This window comes from Nonlabens sp. SCSIO 43208, assembly GCF_050703575.1.
Classification (GTDB): Bacteria; Bacteroidota; Bacteroidia; order Flavobacteriales; family Flavobacteriaceae; genus Nonlabens; species Nonlabens tegetincola.
In genome coordinates, this window is record NZ_CP065365.1 from 2,384,395 (window position 1) to 2,400,261 (window position 15,867).

Annotated in this window: 20 protein-coding genes; 11 read left to right on the forward strand and 9 right to left on the reverse strand. The window is 34.5% G+C overall.

Features of this window, described 5'->3' with window-relative positions; translation table 11 throughout:
* The first annotated feature begins 119 nt into the window (after positions 1-119).
* The 4 genes from I5168_RS10910 to I5168_RS10925 all read left to right on the forward strand — a co-directional run bounded on the left by I5168_RS10910 (position 120) and on the right by I5168_RS10925 (position 3,351).
* Complete coding sequence (locus tag I5168_RS10910; protein WP_431471775.1) at positions 120-1,502, forward strand: hypothetical protein; 1,383 nt, start codon at positions 120-122, stop codon at positions 1,500-1,502.
* 63 nt (positions 1,503-1,565) lie between these two features.
* Positions 1,566-2,477 carry a septum formation inhibitor Maf gene (locus I5168_RS10915; RefSeq protein WP_431471776.1) on the forward strand — a complete coding sequence of 304 codons (912 nt, stop codon included), beginning with the start codon at positions 1,566-1,568 and terminating at the stop codon, positions 2,475-2,477.
* Positions 2,474-3,025, forward strand: a complete 552-nt coding sequence (locus I5168_RS10920) for a mechanosensitive ion channel family protein (protein ID WP_060522631.1) — start codon at positions 2,474-2,476, stop codon at positions 3,023-3,025. Before I5168_RS10915 ends, I5168_RS10920 begins: the two co-directional genes overlap by 4 nt.
* Before the next feature lie 2 nt (positions 3,026-3,027).
* The gene (locus I5168_RS10925) at positions 3,028-3,351 is read left to right on the forward strand and encodes a translation initiation factor (RefSeq protein ID WP_042278637.1); all 324 of its coding nucleotides are present in this window, start codon (positions 3,028-3,030) and stop codon (positions 3,349-3,351) included.
* Between the two features lie 2 nt (positions 3,352-3,353).
* On the opposite strand, the gene I5168_RS10930 is transcribed toward I5168_RS10925, so the two are convergent.
* Both I5168_RS10930 and I5168_RS10935 read right to left on the reverse strand, forming a co-directional pair.
* Positions 3,354-4,271, reverse strand: a complete 918-nt coding sequence (locus tag I5168_RS10930; protein ID WP_431471777.1) for a hypothetical protein — start codon at positions 4,269-4,271, stop codon at positions 3,354-3,356.
* A 46-nt stretch (positions 4,272-4,317) separates the two neighbouring features.
* Positions 4,318-4,605, reverse strand: a complete 288-nt coding sequence (locus tag I5168_RS10935) for a 4a-hydroxytetrahydrobiopterin dehydratase (protein ID WP_060522635.1) — start codon at positions 4,603-4,605, stop codon at positions 4,318-4,320.
* A gap of 80 nt (positions 4,606-4,685) precedes the next feature.
* Between I5168_RS10935 and I5168_RS10940 the strand changes: the two genes are divergently transcribed.
* Genes I5168_RS10940 through I5168_RS10950 form a run of 3 tightly spaced genes read left to right on the forward strand, consistent with a single transcriptional unit; the run spans position 4,686 to position 7,139 of the window.
* Positions 4,686-5,399, forward strand: a complete 714-nt coding sequence (locus I5168_RS10940) for an autotransporter outer membrane beta-barrel domain-containing protein (protein ID WP_431471778.1) — start codon at positions 4,686-4,688, stop codon at positions 5,397-5,399.
* Between the two features lie 9 nt (positions 5,400-5,408).
* Positions 5,409-5,870 (forward strand): DUF1801 domain-containing protein, encoded by a 462-nt coding sequence (locus I5168_RS10945; protein ID WP_431471779.1) that lies wholly within the window; start codon positions 5,409-5,411, stop codon positions 5,868-5,870.
* A 3-nt stretch (positions 5,871-5,873) separates the two neighbouring features.
* Positions 5,874-7,139: a hypothetical protein gene (locus I5168_RS10950; protein ID WP_105018850.1), complete on the forward strand. Its 1,266-nt coding sequence runs from the start codon at positions 5,874-5,876 to the stop codon at positions 7,137-7,139.
* Here I5168_RS10950 and cmk read toward each other — a convergent pair.
* From cmk to mtaB, 3 genes are read right to left on the reverse strand one after another with little or no spacing between them, the layout of a single operon-like run.
* Complete coding sequence (gene cmk / locus I5168_RS10955; protein ID WP_105018849.1) at positions 7,136-7,828, reverse strand: (d)CMP kinase; 693 nt, start codon at positions 7,826-7,828, stop codon at positions 7,136-7,138. The genes I5168_RS10950 and cmk overlap by 4 nt on opposite strands.
* Positions 7,828-8,841, reverse strand: coding sequence for a type IX secretion system protein PorQ (gene porQ, locus I5168_RS10960; RefSeq protein WP_105018848.1), 1,014 nt, complete (start codon positions 8,839-8,841; stop codon positions 7,828-7,830). Before porQ ends, cmk begins: the two co-directional genes overlap by 1 nt.
* A gap of 57 nt (positions 8,842-8,898) precedes the next feature.
* Entirely contained in the window at positions 8,899-10,221 is a 1,323-nt protein-coding gene (mtaB, locus tag I5168_RS10965) for a tRNA (N(6)-L-threonylcarbamoyladenosine(37)-C(2))-methylthiotransferase MtaB (RefSeq protein ID WP_042278629.1), read from the reverse strand.
* A gap of 104 nt (positions 10,222-10,325) precedes the next feature.
* Here mtaB and trmD point away from each other — a divergent pair, with 104 nt between their 5' ends.
* The 3 genes from trmD to rplS all read left to right on the forward strand — a co-directional run bounded on the left by trmD (position 10,326) and on the right by rplS (position 11,904).
* Positions 10,326-11,006 (forward strand): tRNA (guanosine(37)-N1)-methyltransferase TrmD, encoded by a 681-nt coding sequence (trmD, locus tag I5168_RS10970; RefSeq protein ID WP_105018847.1) that lies wholly within the window; start codon positions 10,326-10,328, stop codon positions 11,004-11,006.
* A 59-nt stretch (positions 11,007-11,065) separates the two neighbouring features.
* Positions 11,066-11,428 (forward strand): T9SS type A sorting domain-containing protein, encoded by a 363-nt coding sequence (locus tag I5168_RS10975; protein ID WP_105018846.1) that lies wholly within the window; start codon positions 11,066-11,068, stop codon positions 11,426-11,428.
* A gap of 122 nt (positions 11,429-11,550) precedes the next feature.
* A complete protein-coding gene (gene rplS, locus I5168_RS10980; protein ID WP_042278627.1) occupies positions 11,551-11,904 on the forward strand; it encodes a 50S ribosomal protein L19 in 354 nt (117 codons plus the stop codon).
* Positions 11,905-11,990: 86 nt separating this feature from the next.
* On the opposite strand, the gene I5168_RS10985 is transcribed toward rplS, so the two are convergent.
* Positions 11,991-12,731 carry a peptidylprolyl isomerase gene (locus I5168_RS10985; protein WP_431471780.1) on the reverse strand — a complete coding sequence of 247 codons (741 nt, stop codon included), beginning with the start codon at positions 12,729-12,731 and terminating at the stop codon, positions 11,991-11,993.
* Between I5168_RS10985 and I5168_RS10990 the strand changes: the two genes are divergently transcribed.
* Positions 12,722-13,414 carry an NUDIX hydrolase gene (locus I5168_RS10990; RefSeq protein WP_105018844.1) on the forward strand — a complete coding sequence of 231 codons (693 nt, stop codon included), beginning with the start codon at positions 12,722-12,724 and terminating at the stop codon, positions 13,412-13,414. The genes I5168_RS10985 and I5168_RS10990 overlap by 10 nt on opposite strands.
* A gap of 46 nt (positions 13,415-13,460) precedes the next feature.
* On the opposite strand, the gene I5168_RS10995 is transcribed toward I5168_RS10990, so the two are convergent.
* From I5168_RS10995 to I5168_RS11005, 3 genes are all read right to left on the reverse strand, one after another.
* On the reverse strand, positions 13,461-14,333 hold the full coding sequence (locus tag I5168_RS10995; RefSeq protein ID WP_105018843.1) for an OmpA/MotB family protein: 873 nt from the start codon (positions 14,331-14,333) through the stop codon (positions 13,461-13,463).
* 79 nt (positions 14,334-14,412) lie between these two features.
* Entirely contained in the window at positions 14,413-15,420 is a 1,008-nt protein-coding gene (locus tag I5168_RS11000; protein WP_431471781.1) for a glycosyltransferase family 2 protein, read from the reverse strand.
* Positions 15,417-15,863 (reverse strand): type I restriction enzyme HsdR N-terminal domain-containing protein, encoded by a 447-nt coding sequence (locus I5168_RS11005; protein ID WP_431471782.1) that lies wholly within the window; start codon positions 15,861-15,863, stop codon positions 15,417-15,419. The genes I5168_RS11000 and I5168_RS11005 overlap by 4 nt, the downstream gene beginning before the upstream one ends.
* Positions 15,864-15,867 lie beyond the last annotated feature (4 nt).

Below are 15,867 nucleotides of genomic sequence, written 5' to 3' on the forward strand. Positions count from 1 at the left end.
GATTATTTAAACCTTACATCTATTTTTTAAGATGTAAAGCGTTTTTTGTCCATAAGCAGTCAATCTAAAAAATATAGTAGAAATAAACTGATTAATTTAAGGCTCTTAACAAATCAGATATGAAACAGTTTTTACTCATATTTTTAATAGCTATCAGCTACTCGGTAACAGCTCAAGTGGGAATAGGAACAGCAACACCAGTAACTGACTTACAAGTTGAAGCAAGTACATCATTAGGTCCAGGAGAATTTAATGGAATTATGGTTCCTAGAGTAAGTAATATACCATCACCAGCTGCTCCTGCTGGTACCATAATTTACTTAGACACTGTGGACGGTTCAAACCCAATAGGATTTTATTTTAGTAATGGTAGTGCCTACCAAAACGTAACTGATTTATCCAGCGGTACTGCTGCATTTTTTGACAGTGGAACAACTACTAATGCTACCGCTACAACTTCAGAAATATTTAGATCAGGAAGAACGCGCTTCGGTAACGATGGAGTACCTGCAAGTGTTGTGAGTATTGAAAACCAAGGAGCTCTAGCTTCTGAAGATCGCATCACATTATCCATAACTAATAGACATTCTAGTAGTGCCCTGTCTTCCAATACGTATTCCATAAACGTAAACAACACAAGTTCTGCAAGAGGAAATAAAGTAGGAATTAATAATGAAATATCCAGCAGTGGAGATGGTACACATATAGGGCTAAATAATCTTACAGAGATAAATTCATCAAGCACTGCTACTAGTTATGGTATTAATAACAATATCGATACGGGATCCACATCTGCAGGCACTATTTATGGAATAAGAACAGTCAGTGGTAATTCAACAAGTACAGGAGTGAGATACGGGATATATTCTCAGGCAATTAATGATGGATCCAGTAATGCCTATTCCGGGTATTTTTCAGGTGATAGATTTGCCATAAGGAATGAAGCTGATACCGATGGATATGAATTACCTACTGTAGATGGTACTGCTGGACAAGTTCTTACTACTGATGGCGCTGGTATGGTGAGTTGGGGAAATAATGCTAGCGATTTTGTCAGAGCAGATTCAGATGGAGGAAGTACTTTAACTATAGTTAACCCAAATGTAGGCGATACTAATGACGATTGGGCAGATGTAATTTTTGATAATGAAACTACACCGAGTAGTAATTATGATAATACTAACGGTGTTTATACTGCGCCCGTGGACGGGATTTACAATGTAAAGGCTAGTGTAACTTCTGATTTTGATACTACAGATACCTTTAGATTCGGAATAGTTTTAGTGGTAGATGGTGATGGTGGAAATGATAGTTATACTTTCTATGAACAAGTAGAATTTAGTCATAGTGGAAATGGTCGTGTGACTAGAAATTTAAATACTAATATATCATTATCGCAAAATGCTAATGTAAAGATTCAATTTCTAATGCCAGATAGTTATGCAAATTTTACTGTCGATGAGTTCGGTCCAAGAACCAATCTAGTTATAACAAAATTATAATCACGCTTTCGCGAAAGCTTAACACCTATTAATCGCAAACTTCATAACTTTGAGAAAAAGGTTATGAAGTTTTTTTATTTATATGTACTAGTCGCAACACTTATCTCTTGTCAAACTGAGAAAGAAACATCAACTACCGATGAAGTCAGTACTCCAACAAAATCAAAAAGACAATCTCGTTCTATAGATGAAAATTTTAAATCTTACTGGTTTGATGGTACCGCAGAAATTTCTAGTTATGAGTTGAATCAAGCACGTTATGGAGAAATGAGACAAGGTACAGCAGTATTAATCTATGTAACTGAACCGTTTGATTCTAAGGACCAAATTAAAGCTGATCGTATTAAAGATGATAATTATTCAGTCCTTAAACTTAATGCAACAAGGGATTTTAATACTGGTATTTATCCTTATAAAATGATGAGCAGTACATTTTTACCTTTAGATTTTGAAGGTAATGCTATCAAAGTTGCAGCTTCAATTCAAGAATGGTGCGGTCATACTTATATGCAATTCAATGAGAACAATACGTCATATGATGTTCAATTGCATTCTTATTTTCAAAGTGAAGGCAATAAAAGTTTCCAAATAGAGAGCGCACTACTTGAAAATCAAATTCCTAGTCAATTGAGATTAGGACCATTGAAAATGCCAGTAGACACCCTTAAAATTGTGCCTAGTGCAGAATTTTTAAGGCTTAAGCATATAGATGCCGAACCAATGGAGGCGATAGCCAAACTTAGAGAATTACCAGATGGATATTTATACAGTGTAAATTATCCTGAAATCAATAGAACTATTGCTTATAAAACTGAAAAAGAGTTTCCGTTCAGGATATTAAACTGGATGGAACGCTACATGGATAATCAAATTCCTATGGTAAGTACGGCCAGCCTTAAAAAAACGATAAAAATCGATTATTGGAATAAAAACTCTAATAAATTCGCACACTTAAGGGACAGTTTGCAACTATGATCGAACTATTAAAAAAAGAGGAATTTATAATCACTGTAATCATCGTTATCTTAGGGATTGTTACCCATAGATTGATTATATGGAGTGCTTCAAAAATATCAGAACGCGTATCAAGATCAGAATTGCGCAAGCAATACGTAAGCAGGTATTTTGGTTATATACTTTGGACCTTGTGTTTGATAAGTATAATACTTGTTTGGGGTATTAATAACGATGGTTTTTGGGTAGCACTAGGTAGTGCATTTGCAGTTGTAGGTGTTGCTTTATTTGCAAACTGGAGTATTTTGAGCAATGTTACTGCTAGCTTCATACTCTACTTTACTTTTCCCTATAAGATAGGTGACAGAGTGCGTATTCATGATAAAGATCTACCTGTAACCGCTACCATTAAGGATATTAAAGGATTTTATACACTACTAGAAACTAGTGAAGGTGAGGAAATAACTTACCCCAATAACTTATTATTACAAAAAGGCGTTTCTATATTACATCAAAGAAAAGAGTCTATCTTTGATATAACAAATGAAACCGATCCCACAGCTACTTAATTATGGACTTACAAGATCAACTTAAAAATCTATTTCCTGATCACGATTATAAGGAGGAAGAAAAAGCACCAGAAAGCAATGTTTGGCTACAAGATGATCCATTACTTTGCAAGTTTGAGAAGAGAAAAGGAAAAGTAAACACCATTATTTCAGGCTACAATGGTGCGACTAGTGACTTCAAAATATTAGCAAAAGAAATTAAAACAACTCTAGGAGTAGGCGGTAGTTTTAAAAATGATGAAATCATAATTCAAGGTGATTACAGAGATAGAATTATGGATATTCTTAAAGACAAAGGCTTTAAGGTTAAACGAGTAGGCGGATAGGTTTACATTTTTACATGTCTTTGTAAAAAGGCTGTTGTTTTATTTTGCCATTGCGTTATTTGACTCCTTCTTTTATCATTGGCATCCTTGATAGCTTTATTATAAGCACTAGTTGCTTGAGCTATTTTTTTACGATCGCCTGTGCTTTCTATTAATTTGAAATTTTTAATTTCTTGAAGTTCCTGACCACACAATGTTTGTATATAACTCATATATTCTTGTGCAGCTGTAACTAAAGATGAATCATTATTCAGTAATTGAGGCACTTCAATTAAATCAAGGTTTGCCTGGCACAATTGATTTTCTATAGAGTTAAGTTGGTTGCCACTTTTATTATGTAAATCGGTCCAATATTGCTGTTCAAGATTAATTAATTTTTTAATCTGGATGTTGTAATGATGATAGTAATCATAGGCAGCCATTGTAGTATTCATCGCAATGGCCACATCAGATCTATTGAGTTCTAGTTGTAAATTGTGTTCACTAGCAAAGTTTTGAACGGCATTGTCATAATCAACGCGCAGTTGTACAATAGCTCTACGTATATTTAATTGTAATTCATAAGGATCTACCTCAACCTTTTTAAGTTCCTTATTTCGTAATAAAACGTATAAATCTTTTTTTACGATTGCCAGATTACCTTCAAAGTAGGCTTTGGCTTGATTTTTAAACTCCTCATGTGCGGTAGGACGTTTTTGAACCTTTTTTAATGCTCGCAGTAAATAGTTTTCTAATCTTTTCCTATTGGATTTTAGTTCAAATAGACTACCTCCATTCGTATAAGCGTTCATGTATTCCCAGGTTTGAACAACAACATCTTCATTAAGGTCATCGATAAACTTTAAATATTGACGTGGGTTATCGCTAGCGGTCGTTGTAGCAATGGTAAAAACAAATAATAATGAAATAAAAATCCTCATAAAAAAAGCCGCTTTATAAAAGCGGCTTAAATATAAATGATTCTAATTATTCATCACCTACAATGTACTCGATAGCTTTAGCGAGCTTAAAATCTTTTTCTGTTAAACCACCAGCATCGTGTGTATTCAACGTGATTTCTAGCGTGTTATAAACGTTGTACCATTCTGGGTGATGCTCCATTTTTTCTGCTTCCATAGCAATTCGCGTCATCACAGAAAAACAATCCATAAAATTGTCAAATTCAAAAGTAGTATGGATAGCATCGTCATAATAATCCCATCCTTCAACTTCTTTTAAATGTTCTTCAATTTGTGCCTCAGTTAATTTGTTCATAGCTGTATATTTTGTTTAAATTTAATCACGCTTTCGCGAAAGCGTACACAAAACTATCATAATAATTCATCCCTAACCTTATGAGAATATTATTTCTTACTCTTTTATTGACTATTTCCTTTTATGCTAAAGGACAGAATGACTCAATACCTAAAGATGCAGTACATTTAAGAGAGGTTCCTAAACATAATCTAGTGATCGATCTCGGACTTTCATCACCTACAGGAGACTATAAAGATGTTGCTGTATCTGGATTAAATATAGGTGCAGGATATGATTTCTACATGGACAAGCACTGGGCTCTTACTGCCAGCACTAGATATGTTTATAATGAGTTCTCACCCATCGGAAGCTCTCAACAAACAACCATTAACAATGAAGAAAACTGGAGTGCCTTTACTCTAGCAATAGGACCTCAATATAGCTTTACTAACAATAGATTTCAATTAGACGCATTCACAAGAATAGGATTTCAATTTATTGATGAGCAAGAAACTAGTGCAACATCAAGCCTCATAGAAACGAATTACGCTACCGATAGCGAAAACTTTAATACGACCGCTGCCGTGCTACAGGTAGGTTTGCGTTTTAATTATTACTTTAGAAGAAGCGTTCAGGTTTTCTTTTCTCCACAATATATGAGTACACTAGGAGAACCTATAGCCTATTTTAGTGGAAATGGAACTGTTGATCGTAAATTAACCAATTTCTCAAACATTTTATTCAATGTAGGTCTTAAGATCGCAATAGGACCAGAATATAGCAATGGAGAAATGAGAGATGATTCCTTTTAAATAGATATTATGACCATTAAAGCTGAAAATATACAGGACTATATTACCCAAATTCCAGAAGAACGTAAAGAGCCCTTTACTAAATTATATGATACTTTAAAATGCAATTTACCGGCTGGACTTACAGAAGGTATGCTATATAACATGCCTGGATTTTATATCTCATTAGAAAATTACCCATATGGGTATAGAGCAAATAAAAAGGTGACTCCTCTACCCTTTATCAATATAGCAAGTCAAAAAAATTACATCGCACTATATCATATGGGAATGTATGCACACCAACCAACCTATCAATGGTTTGTAGATGAATATCCCAAGCATTCTAAATATAAATTAGATATGGGAAAAAGCTGTGTGCGTTTTAAAAAACCAGATGCCATACCGTTTGAACTAATAGCCGAACTAGCATCCAAAATGAGTGTTGATAAATGGATTCAAGTGTATGAAGAGAATCTAGCAAAAAAATAATCGGTGAAAAATTTGTATGTCGCTTTTATAACTTTTTCTCTCTTAGCATCTGTAGGCTGTAATCAAAAAGAACGATCCAACTCTATAGAAATTAAAGAATCAAAGGAAGCAATAAAACAAGTAAATGTAAACAAGACAACCGTAAGTGAACCTATTGATTCTATTGAAAATAAACCCGTTATAAGATATGCCTCAGCCCAATCTGGTCTTAATTACAGAGAAGAGCCTGATGGTAAAGTTCTAGGAAAGTTTTTCCTAAACGAAACTATTGAAGTGGTTGAGTACACCAATAAATATTACGAGATAGCTGATGATGATCAAATCTATGAAGGTACTTGGCTAGGCATTAAAAAACAAAAAGATACGGTATATGTTGTTGATGCTTTTGTATCTGATTCACCTGTTTATTCAGATAGAAAAGTATACTACGTCACTTCAATTGATCCCTATGGAGAAGATGAAAATTACAAAGACAATGTAAATATAAGTGAAGCCCCTAATTATAATTCGAACTTTTATTCTGCTCTGGATGAAGAAAAAACGTATTCAAAAGAGTACTTTGAATGGGACAAGGCGTATAGAGATAACTTTTTAAAGGCAGGTGGCATTACTAAATATGATCAATTACACGTAACAAAAATTACTACTGGTCAAGTCGCAAGTTATCCTATTAAAGACTTAAAACTTATCGCAAATGTGAACGTTTATGCCAGCGGTAGCGGTGAATACAACGTTTATGATTTTGAAACTTGTCTAGAATTACCAGAAAATACAAATACTGATTTTGATTTTGCTACCATAGCTATTGATAATCCATTTGAAACTGCAACAGATTTTAAATACTTAAAATGGTATCCAGAAGAAGAAACAGAAAGTCTAAGACAACTATATACAAAACGATTTCCTTATCTTAAATCAGAGTTTTCAAATGAACCTAAGACTAAATTGTTTTACACTATTTATAACAACTATACAATATACTCTCTGGATCATGTAAACAAGTATAACTTACTAACCCGTTATGTGATTGTAGTAAAAGAAAATGGTGAAATTACCAACTCATTTATTGAGCAAGAAGGAGAAAGTACTGGTCTCATTCCTTTAAATACAGATTATCTTGAAAGCTCCTCACAATTTGCAATGAAACTATTTAAAAATGAACCACCACTTATTTACGGCCTGAGTAGTGAATCTTTTGGTTGTCCAAAGTTGTACTACCTTGAAAGCAACTATCCTAATATTATTTTAAGTTGTGACAATAGACATTAAGAAGCTTCAATTGTCTCCATTGCCCATTTTTTAAGTAATTCAAATTGCTCTTCTCTAGACATTTCACTAGTATCTAACAATCTAGCATCTTTTGCTTGGATTAAAGGACTGTCCTCACGAGTAGAATCAATATGATCTCGCTGTAAAACATTTTTATGAATTTCTTCATAGGTTACTTGATCGCCACGTTGCACTAGCTCGTCATACCTGCGTTTTGCTCTTACCTCTGGAGCGGCAGTCATAAATACCTTTAGCTCGGCACTGGGAAAAACCACAGTACCTATATCTCTACCATCCATAACTATACCTCGCTCCTGGCCCATGGCTTGTTGTTGTTCTACAAGTTTAACTCTTACCTCACTTATTTCGGCAACTGGACTTACAATATTACTTACCTCGAGTGTACGTATTTCTTTTTCAATGTTTGTTCCATTTAAATAAACATCTGCTTTATGAGTGTCTGGATTTAATTTAAATGATATGGCAAGACCAGGTAATGCAGCTATTAAGGCTTGTTTATCTAGCCTACCATTTTCAACCATATTTGAAGATAATGCATGAAAGGCAATAGCACGATACATAGCACCTGTATCAACATAAACGTAATCTAAATGTTCTGCAAGTTGTTTAGCAGCTGTGCTTTTACCAGTGCTTGAATGCCCATCTATGGCAATTATAATTCTTCCCATTATTGTAAATCTATATTAACTCCTATAAAACTGGTGTGCGCTGCCAGACTATAGCGAGCATGCGAATAACTGAATCGCATTTTATTCATTTTTAAACTAAACCCAGCGCTTAATCCACTAAATGCTCGAGTATCCTGAATACGTAATTCTTCAGCGCGTCTAAAACTGTAACCCAACCTTATTTCAAAAGTTTGCTCAGGAAATAATTCTACTCCTAAAACGGTATGCCTGAGCATATTATTAAAAAATCCAGGTTCATCTTCTATCACATTCCCATCCAGATCTGTTTGAGCATTTGCGGTATTTGAAAAGGCCAAATTCCATTTTTGCAAATTTTCCAAAGTAACATGAAGTCTTACAGGTAACTGTTTCATGGTATTTGAAAATCCTAAAGCAATCTCTAGCGGTAAATCTTCTTGTAATTCATTGTATGGAGTAAACTGTATTCCTAAATTTCTAACTACCAGCGCGGCTCTTATCGCTTTATCTTCATTGTAATAAAGCAACCCTAAATCAAGCGCACCACCTAGTGAGGTGTAGATGTCAAGTTTTGAAGAAATGAACTTAACATTTGCGCCTACATAAAAATCAGACCAAGGTATGTTGTAACTGTATCCAGCAGAAATTGCTGTTTCATTACCACTAAAATCTCCCGTTGAAATCCCTTGTTCATTGTAACCGGCAAATGTTCCATAATTCACATAGGTTACACCTACATGAAAGGTTTGCACATGTCTGTCCCAAGTATAAGCATAACTGGCTGTTCCATAATTAATATCACCTAACCAATTAGCATAATTTACTTGTAATTGATTATCCATTTTGGGATTTATAGTCGCTGGATTGTAAAATGCTGTAGTGGGATCATAATCTACACTGGTAAGCACTCTACCGCCCAAAGCAGCCTGCTTAGTTCCTGATACGAGATTAAGAAATTGATACGTTGAGGTTCCTCCTATTTGCGCTTTCGCGAAAGCGGAAAAAAGAAAAATCAAACAGAAAATATACCTCATTAAGTGTCCCAAATTATGTAGCAATAACGCATGCAAGTTTAAAAAATTTTAAGAGAACTATGATTTGATGCGTACCAGGCCATCTTCATCAATGTAATCTAGACTTACAGGCTCTAATTGATTGACTAGATTAGGGTTCCAAAAGGTTTTTACTTTTACGTAATTTTCAGTAAAACCATGTATGAAACCTTCCTTATTTTCAGCTTCCCAAAGAACCGTTTTTTCTTTACCTAATTGACTTTCGTAGAAGGCTCGACGTTTTTTAACCGATAAACCTCGTAGCATTTTACTACGTTTTTTACGCACATTCATTGGTACAGGACTATCCATGGTTGCGGCAAGTGTATTATCTCTTTCTGAGTATGTGAAAACATGCAGGTAAGAAATGTCCAGTTCTGATAAAAATTGATATGTATCTAGAAAGTGTTCATCTGTTTCTCCAGGAAATCCCACGATAACATCTACACCTATACAGCAATCAGGCATTACCTCTTTAATTTTAGTAACCCGATCAACATATAATTCTCTATTATAACGGCGACGCATTTTACCTAGCAATTCATTGTTACCCGATTGTAAGGGAATGTGAAAATGTGGCACAAAGGCGTTTGCACGGCTAACGAACTCAATGGTTTCATTTTTAAGTAGATTAGGTTCGATACTAGAGATACGTAATCTTTCTATACCGTTCACCGTGTCTAGAGCATGTACAAGGTCTAGAAAAGTATGCTCATGTCTTTTATTACCAAATTCACCTTTTCCGTAGTCGCCTATATTTACACCGGTGAGGACAATTTCCTTGATACCTTTATTGCTAATCTCTCTAGCGTTATTCATTACATTTTCAAGAGTATCACTTCTAGAAATACCGCGTGCCAGTGGTATGGTACAATAGGTACATTTATAATCACAACCGTCCTGTACTTTGAGAAAAGCTCGTGTGCGATCACCTATAGAATAGGATCCTACATAAAAATCGGCATCGTCTATTTCACAGGAATGAATTTGCGCTGGTTCTTCTTTAGACAGTTGATTAAGATAATCTGTTACCTTAAACTTTTCAGTAGCTCCAAGAACTAGGTCTACACCATCAACGGCTGCCAGTTCTGCAGGTTTTAATTGTGCATAACAACCTACCGCAATTACAAAAGCATCTTCATTGTGCTGTTGTGCTTTTCTTACAATGGACTTAAATCGTTTATCGGCATTTTCTGTAACACTACATGTATTGATTACATAAATATCTGCTTTTTCATTGAAATCCACTCTATCAAAGCCTTCGTCTTTAAAACTGCGTGCAATGGTACTGGTTTCACTAAAATTAAGCTTACACCCTAATGTGTAAAATGCGACTGATTTTGCAGCTGTTGCTACCTCCATATTCCTTTTCCTAAATAGGCTGCAAAGATAATTGAAAGGAATGAGTTGAAAAGCAGAATCCTATAACAGCTTATTCTTAGTATTTTTGCAAGAAAATAAGAATAGTGCGCATAGATATAATCACCGTTTTACCAGAATTAATAACTAGTCCATTTGAAGCCAGTATTTTAAAACGTGCTGTGGAAAAAGGTCTTGTTGAGGTACATCTACACGATTTGAGAAAGTACGGTCTTAATAAATACAATCAAATTGATGATTATCAATATGGTGGTGGCGCTGGCATGGTGATGATGATCGAGCCTATAGATCACTTAATTTCGGATCTCAAAAAAGAACGTGATTATGATGAAATCATTTACATGACGCCAGATGGAGAGACTTTGAATCAAGGAATAGCAAATACTATTTCACTTCAAGAAAACATTATCATTTTATGTGGTCATTATAAAGGTGTCGATCAACGTGTAAGAGATATGTTTGTTACCAAAGAAATTTCCATAGGTGATTACGTACTCTCTGGTGGTGAATTAGGAGCTGCCGTACTATGTGATGCAGTAATACGTTTAATTCCTGGTGTCCTATCAAACGAAACAAGTGCACTTACCGATAGTTTTCAAGACGACTTACTTGCGCCACCGGTATACACGCGTCCTGCGAATTATAAAGGTCAACAAGTACCTGATATATTACTAAGCGGAAATTTTCAAGCCATAGATAAATGGCGAGAAGAACAAGCGTTTAAACGCACGGAAGAACGTCGCCCTGACTTATTAAAAGACGATTAACTTAAATTAACGTCACAGTTTGGCAAAATAATTGTATCTTTATTTTGAAATTGTAGAAAATGAAGAAACTATTACTCTCTTTTACCCTAGTACTTGGTTTGTGCTTTACAGTGAAGGCTTCTGTAATAGTACCTACCTCTCCTGTATCGACTTATTCTTACAATCAGATAGGAAACGAAAATCTAATTTTACTTTCCAATCCAGTAAAGAACGGAACTTTAAAGTTCTCATTGAATAATACTAACTCCAGCAGCCTACAATTAAGTATCATTAATTCGCTAGGAAAAGAAGTCTATCGAACAAACAGTAAAATCAAATCGGGTGTAATGTCCTTTGATGTTTCAAAATTAAGCGCTGGTATTTATTTCCTTAGAGTTAATACGGAAGGAAATAGTCACGTTAAGAAACTTATCATTCAATAAAGTTTTTTTTTATTTTATTTATTGTACACTTTTAAATAAGTGTTTATTTTTGCAGCTCGTTAAATCAACCTCTGACGAGGTTCGTGTATGTTGTTTTAATTAAATATAATAAGTCTATAAAAATGTCAGATTTAGTAAAGTTCGTACAAGACGAATTTATTTCAACAAAAGATTTACCAAAATTCTCAGCTGGTGATACTATCACAGTTTATTATGAGATTAAAGAAGGTGAAAAAAGCCGTACTCAGTTTTTCCGTGGTGTTGTACTACAATTAAGAGGTACTGGAGCTACTAAAACTTTTACAATTAGAAAAATGAGTGGTGGTATTGGTGTAGAAAGAATTTTCCCTATCAACCTTCCAGCTATTCAGAAAATCGAAATCAATAAAAGAGGTAAAGTACGTAGAAAACGTATCTTCTACTTTAGAGAACTTACTGGAAAGAAAGCTCGTATCAAAGAAGCTCAAAGAAAGTAATTTTCATTATATCAAAAAAAAAGCTGTCCGTTTGGACAGCTTTTTTTTTGATATAAAATGATCCAAATCTCAATTATTGGATTTAATTATTCTTTTAAAACTTTAAAAGTCATATAAACATCTTCTTCAGGCCAGTCTCTAGAATCTGTAGGAATTTGAGAGATACGTTCCAATACTTCTATACCTTCCACTACTCTACCAAAAATGGTGTGCTCTCCATCTAAATGTTCTGCCTTTTTCAACGTAATAAAGAAGTCAAAAGCATTGTGCCAGTTGTCTGGATTATTATCCCATGATTTTGCCATACTCAAAGTACCGCGTTCATGTCTTACGTTGTCTAAAAAATGAGGTGGCAGTTGGTAATTTCCCGAACTATTACGCATCAATGATGGGTATGAATCATCGCTGTTACCACCTTGTACGATAAAATCATCTACTACTCGATGAAATACTGTTTGATTAAAGTACCCATTCTTGATCAAGTAAATGAAACTTGATCTATAAAGTTCAGTTTCTTTAAATAATTCAAAGGTTACATCACCATATTTTGTCGAGAGAAGAACACGAGTTTCAGGATTCTTTTTTCCATACCGCTTAAAAAATAATGGCACACTATCCTGAGGTATGTAATGTAAAAGCGTATCTCCTTTGGCGCTTACTGCACGTGTATAAATTTTCTCTAAACGTCGTTCTTCTTTTTCTTCCTTAGTAATCCATTTTCCTGCATTTGATTCCTTACTAGGAGTATCAACCTCATTAAGAGTTACAGGTGTATCTTTACATGAATAAAAAAAGACAATTAGACAAATACAGTATAATGATTTCATACGAGCAATTTTTGCAATGGGTACCAAAATTAAAAAATCTTGAAGCTCCAGGAGCAGAAAGTCAGCTTAAAATGGCTGCATTGGAAAGATTAGAAGAATTACAGTCAGAAGGCTTAGAAAAAAATACACCTAAAAAGGCTGCTGTAATGATGTATGTATATCCTAAAAACAACGAGGCTCATTTTGTTCTCATTGAAAGGCAAAAAAGCAAAGGTAAACATAGTGGACAAATTGCCTTTCCTGGAGGAAAAACAGAACCGGATGATAACGGTTTTGAAGATACTGCTTTGAGAGAAACCTTTGAAGAGGTTGGCGTACCTTATGAATTTCAAGAAATAATCATCGAAGGCACACCCTTGTATATTCCACCTAGCAATTATCTTGTGTATAATTATTTGGCGTACTATCCCCATAAACAGCTTGATTTTAATGGTAAAAAAGAACTTGATACAAATAATTTTTTATCCTTCACACCTCAAATTGAAGAAGTTAAATCAATAATTGAGGTCCCTTTGAGTGAATTTCTAGAAACTTCTGATTCGGATAGAGTGGTATTATCAACTAGTTATATGACAGAAGTTAGTGTGCCCTGCTATCGCTTACAAGGAAATATCGTTTGGGGAGCAACTGCCATGATGCTTTCAGAATATAAAGTATTGATGAGGCAGATTGTAAACAAATAAAAAAAGCTCCAATTAATTGGAGCTTTTCATTTCTGTATAAACAGGATTAATTTTGCTTCTTCGCATCTATTTTAGCTTGTTCCATACCTTCTTCAATCATGTTAAAGAATTGATCAAGTTTAGGTAATACAACTATTCTAGTTCTTCTGTTTTTGGCACGTCCTTCAGCCGTATCATTTGAAGCAACAGGCATGTAATAACTACGACCAGCCGCTGTCATACGTTTAGGGTCCACACTAAACTCTTCTTGTAATACTCTAGTTACAGCAAGAGCTCTTGCAGTACTTAACTCCCAATTGTCTTTAAAATTGGCACTTGCAATAGGCTTATTATCTGTATGACCTTCAATCATTATGTCTATTTCAGGTTTATCATTTACAACAGTTGCTACTTTGCCTAATACTCTTTTTGCCTCTTGTTGTACTTGTGCCTGACCACTCTTAAATAAGAGTTTATCACTGATCGAAATATAAACTACGCCTTTCTCTACATTAACCTCGATATCTTGGTCGTTTAAGTTACCTAATGAACTTTTTAAACTGGTTACTAAGGCTATAGTTACACTATCTTTCTTACTGATAGCATCGTTAAGAGATTTGATTTGTAAATCTTTTTCACGAATGCTTTCTAAGCTACGCTCTAGGTTACGACTACCCTGTGTAGAAAGAGTAACTAATTCACCGTTATTATCCATAAGAGCTGCATTAGTATTCTTTAAGGTAGAAATTTGATCGTTTTTAGAGTCGATACTAGCTTTTGCTGCTTTTAAATCCGATTCACATGCGTTGAGCTTCACGGTTGCTGTATCTAGTAATTCTTTAGTCTCTTGTTGTTTAGCTAGTGCGGCTTCCAATTCTTTTTTAGAAGCACAACTAGCAAGCACAATCCCACTTAATAATAATACTGCTATTTTCTTCATCTTTATTATAAATTTTGATCAAAAATATAAAAGTCAAAACACAATCATGCGCTATTAACACTAGATTATCAAAAATCTTCTATAAATCTTGATAACGCGTTTTCTTCCAGAAGTAATACTTTAAAACTACAGAGAATGAAGTTAAAGTAACATTTTCAACAACCGATTGTTTCTTAATCGCTTTACGTTTATTTACAAACTTTCCGAGAGATAAATAGAAATCTTTATGAGCCTTTAAAACAGCAACAAAAAAAGTAAATCCGTAATCGCTCCATAATTTAAAAGCTGCTAGACCATCTAGTACCATTCTTATAAATAAATGTAGCAGCCATAATGAATCATGATTGTTTTTTACTTGAACAAACAAACTATTTCTAAAGTTCAAATAGGTTTTTTTAGGATTGGTATAACTTAGTGTCGCACCACCTTTATGATAGACCTGACTTGATGGAATAGCCTTAATTTCTTTATCTAGAAGTTTTATTCTCCAGCACAAATCAATCTCTTCTTGATGGGCAAAGAAATCTTCATCTAACCTACCAGCGGCAGCAAACACCCTTTTATTCACAAATAAACAAGCGCCACTAGCCCAGTCAACATCTACTACCGTATCATATTGTCCGTAATCTTGCTCTATAGTATCAAAAACACGTCCACGACAATATGGGTAACCGAAACGATCCAAGAATCCACCTGCTGCGCCTGCATATTCAAAAAGTTCCTTTTGTTTATCATCTAAAATCTTCGGTTGACAGGCCGCAAGTTTTGGATATTTTTCTATGGCATTTGTGATAGGTTCCAACCAGTTCTCGGTGACTCTAACATCACTATTTAGTAAACAAATCCACTCTTCTTTTATCTTGTCAATACCACGGTTGTAACCACCTGAATAACCAAAGTTTTGATCCAGAATAATAATCTCGACTTTATTTTCATAATGACTTTTGATCCATTGAACAGAATCATCAGTTGATGCATTATCAATAATGTAAATGGGATGTTCATTGCTGTACTTTACTACCTCGGGTAAATATTCCTTTAGTAAAGACAAACCATTCCAATTAAGTATAGCTATGGCAATTTTCATAAAGAATATTCTGGAATATTCGGGATAAATGTATAACCTCTTGTTTCATAATCCATGGTACAAAAATAATGATCTAATCCATTTGTAACCATCAAATACTCCGATTGTAATTCTTTATTATATCTCGCGATTTGGTCAAAGGTTTCTTGGGTGATTTTAACATCAGGTGCTTTACACTCTACGACTAGGTGAACGCTTCCATCCTTATTATAGGAAACGATATCATACCGCTTGACTGTGCCCGATACACTTATTTGTTTTTCTACTGTAAGAAGATTTAAGGGTATACGCTTTCGCGAAAGCAAAAACTCCACCACATGTTGCCTTACCCATTCCTCTGGAGTGAGTACAACAAATTTTTTTCTAACCTGGTCAAAAATCAAGCGCCCTTTTTCAGTACTTTTGACTCTAAATTTTCCGGCTGGTAAATGCAGTGGAATCATAAAG

What these genes read in the sequence shown, in the direction of transcription:
- I5168_RS10910 (WP_431471775.1), top strand. Translation starts at nt 120, where the DNA reads ATGAAACAGTTTTTACTCATATTTTTAATAGCTATCAGCTACTCGGTA.
- I5168_RS10915 (WP_431471776.1), top strand. Translation starts at nt 1,566, where the DNA reads ATGAAGTTTTTTTATTTATATGTACTAGTCGCAACACTTATCTCTTGT.
- I5168_RS10920 (WP_060522631.1), top strand. Translation starts at nt 2,474, where the DNA reads ATGATCGAACTATTAAAAAAAGAGGAATTTATAATCACTGTAATCATC.
- I5168_RS10925 (WP_042278637.1), top strand. Translation starts at nt 3,028, where the DNA reads ATGGACTTACAAGATCAACTTAAAAATCTATTTCCTGATCACGATTAT.
- I5168_RS10930 (WP_431471777.1), bottom strand. Translation starts at nt 4,271, where the DNA reads ATGAGGATTTTTATTTCATTATTATTTGTTTTTACCATTGCTACAACG.
- I5168_RS10935 (WP_060522635.1), bottom strand. Translation starts at nt 4,605, where the DNA reads ATGAACAAATTAACTGAGGCACAAATTGAAGAACATTTAAAAGAAGTT.
- I5168_RS10940 (WP_431471778.1), top strand. Translation starts at nt 4,686, where the DNA reads ATGAGAATATTATTTCTTACTCTTTTATTGACTATTTCCTTTTATGCT.
- I5168_RS10945 (WP_431471779.1), top strand. Translation starts at nt 5,409, where the DNA reads ATGACCATTAAAGCTGAAAATATACAGGACTATATTACCCAAATTCCA.
- cmk (WP_105018849.1), bottom strand. Translation starts at nt 7,828, where the DNA reads ATGGGAAGAATTATAATTGCCATAGATGGGCATTCAAGCACTGGTAAA.
- porQ (WP_105018848.1), bottom strand. Translation starts at nt 8,841, where the DNA reads ATGAGGTATATTTTCTGTTTGATTTTTCTTTTTTCCGCTTTCGCGAAA.
- mtaB (WP_042278629.1), bottom strand. Translation starts at nt 10,221, where the DNA reads ATGGAGGTAGCAACAGCTGCAAAATCAGTCGCATTTTACACATTAGGG.
- I5168_RS10975 (WP_105018846.1), top strand. Translation starts at nt 11,066, where the DNA reads ATGAAGAAACTATTACTCTCTTTTACCCTAGTACTTGGTTTGTGCTTT.
- rplS (WP_042278627.1), top strand. Translation starts at nt 11,551, where the DNA reads ATGTCAGATTTAGTAAAGTTCGTACAAGACGAATTTATTTCAACAAAA.
- I5168_RS10990 (WP_105018844.1), top strand. Translation starts at nt 12,722, where the DNA reads ATGATTTCATACGAGCAATTTTTGCAATGGGTACCAAAATTAAAAAAT.
- I5168_RS10985 (WP_431471780.1), bottom strand. Translation starts at nt 12,731, where the DNA reads ATGAAATCATTATACTGTATTTGTCTAATTGTCTTTTTTTATTCATGT.
- I5168_RS10995 (WP_105018843.1), bottom strand. Translation starts at nt 14,333, where the DNA reads ATGAAGAAAATAGCAGTATTATTATTAAGTGGGATTGTGCTTGCTAGT.
- I5168_RS11000 (WP_431471781.1), bottom strand. Translation starts at nt 15,420, where the DNA reads ATGAAAATTGCCATAGCTATACTTAATTGGAATGGTTTGTCTTTACTA.
- I5168_RS11005 (WP_431471782.1), bottom strand. Translation starts at nt 15,863, where the DNA reads ATGATTCCACTGCATTTACCAGCCGGAAAATTTAGAGTCAAAAGTACT.